General features: G+C 70.6%; 4 protein-coding genes. 3 read left to right on the forward strand and 1 reads right to left on the reverse strand.

Annotated elements, in window-relative coordinates; genetic code table 11:
- The coding region (gene nudC, locus ACWDNU_RS45545; protein WP_449673408.1) for an NAD(+) diphosphatase at positions 1-438 on the forward strand (438 nt) is incomplete at its 5' end.
- Between the two features lie 2 nt (positions 439-440).
- Here nudC and ACWDNU_RS45550 read toward each other — a convergent pair.
- Entirely contained in the window at positions 441-698 is a 258-nt protein-coding gene (locus ACWDNU_RS45550; protein WP_449673409.1) for a mycoredoxin, read from the reverse strand.
- Between the two features lie 78 nt (positions 699-776).
- Between ACWDNU_RS45550 and ACWDNU_RS45555 the strand changes: the two genes are divergently transcribed.
- Entirely contained in the window at positions 777-1217 is a 441-nt protein-coding gene (locus ACWDNU_RS45555; protein ID WP_355280756.1) for an SRPBCC family protein, read from the forward strand.
- Positions 1214-1562, forward strand: a 349-nt coding sequence (locus ACWDNU_RS45560; RefSeq protein ID WP_449673410.1) for a MarR family winged helix-turn-helix transcriptional regulator, incomplete at its 3' end; no start/stop codon positions are given. The genes ACWDNU_RS45555 and ACWDNU_RS45560, both read left to right, overlap by 4 nt.

The raw sequence follows: 1562 nt of genomic DNA on the forward strand, positions 1-1562 counted from the left end.
GCCATCATCTGCCTGGTGCACGACGGCGCCGACCGGGTGCTGCTGGCCCGGCAGCACAGCTGGCCCGAGACCATGTTCTCGCTGCTGGCCGGTTTCGTGGAGGCGGGCGAGTCGCTCGAGCACTGCGTCGAGCGGGAGATCCGCGAGGAAGTGGGCGTCGACGTGCGCGAGGTCACCTACCTCGGCAGTCAGCCGTGGCCGTTCCCGCGCTCGCTGATGGTCGGCTTCGCCGCCGTCGGCGATCCGGAGCAGGAGCTGGTGTTCTCCGACGGCGAGATCGCCGAGGCGCACTGGTTCACCCGCGACGAGGTGCGCGCGGCGTTGCGGGCGGGCGACTGGGCGGCGGCCCGCGAGCAGGGCGCTCGGCTACTGGTGCCCGGGTCCATCTCGATCGCTCGCACGATCATCGAATCCTGGGCCGAGCAGCCGGCGCGCTGAGCTCAGGCCAGCGCGGCGAGAGCCTGCTTGACCTGCGACAGCGACGGGTTGGTCGCCGTCGAACCGTCGCGGAACTTGATGGTCGGCACGACGTGGTTGCCGTTGTTCACGCTGCCGACGAATTCGGCCGAAGCGGGGTCGTCCTCGATGTCGATCACGGTGTAGGTGATGCCCGCCTCGTCGAGCTGGGTCTTGAGGCGACGGCAGTAGCCGCACCAGGTGGTCGAGTACATCGTCAGATCAGTGGTTGCTTCAGTCACGGGATGTGCAACGTCGGAGGTGGGCGTGGTGTTCCTGGCCCGGTTGCACGACAAATAGTAAGCGCGCATACTTTGTTCATGATTCTCGCCGAGGCTTCCGCCGAGACCGTTGCCGCGCCCGCCACGCTGTTCGCCATCTGGGGCGAGATGGAGAGCTGGCCCGAATGGAACGCCGACACCGCCTGGGTCCGCCTCGACGGCCCGTTCGCGCAGGGTGCGACGGGCAAGCTCAAGCCCAAGGGCGGCCCGGCTGTGCGGTTCGAGGTCGCCAAGCTCACCGCGACCGAGTTCGACGACGTCTCGCGCCTGCTCGGGGCGAGGCTGACCTTCGCGCATACCGTCACCCCGGTCGCCGACGGCCGGGTGTCGGTCGGCGTGCGGGTGGAGCTGACCGGGCCGCTGCGGCCGCTGTGGAACCTGATCATCGGCGCCGACATCGCGAAGTCGGTCCGGCCCGACCTGGCCGCGCTGATCGCGCGCGCCGAGGCCAGGGACGCCGCGACCGTGGACCGCGCGTGAGCGAGGGCCTGCGCACCGAATTCGGCGACGCGCAGGACAGCCCCGGCCTGCTGCTGTGGCAGGTGACCAACCGCTGGCAGGCGGCGCAGCGGGCCGCCCTGGCGCCGTTCGACCTCACCCACGTGCAGTTCGTGCTGCTCGCCTCGCTGACCTACCTCGGGCACCGCGGCGCGGAACCGGTGATGCAGCGTGAGCTGGCCGAACACGCCGCCACCGACCCGATGATGACCTCGCAGGTGCTGCGCGCGCTGGAACAGAAGGGCCTGCTCGAGCGGCGTGCGCACCCGCACGACCGCAGGGCCAGGGCCCTGGTGGCCACCGCCGACGGCGTCGCGCTGGCGAACC

It is taken from the genome of Amycolatopsis sp. NPDC003676 (genome assembly GCF_053587275.1).

Coding starts and splice junctions, on each gene's coding strand:
- ACWDNU_RS45555 (WP_355280756.1), top strand. CDS start 777: ATGATTCTCGCCGAGGCTTCCGCCGAGACCGTTGCCGCGCCCGCCACG.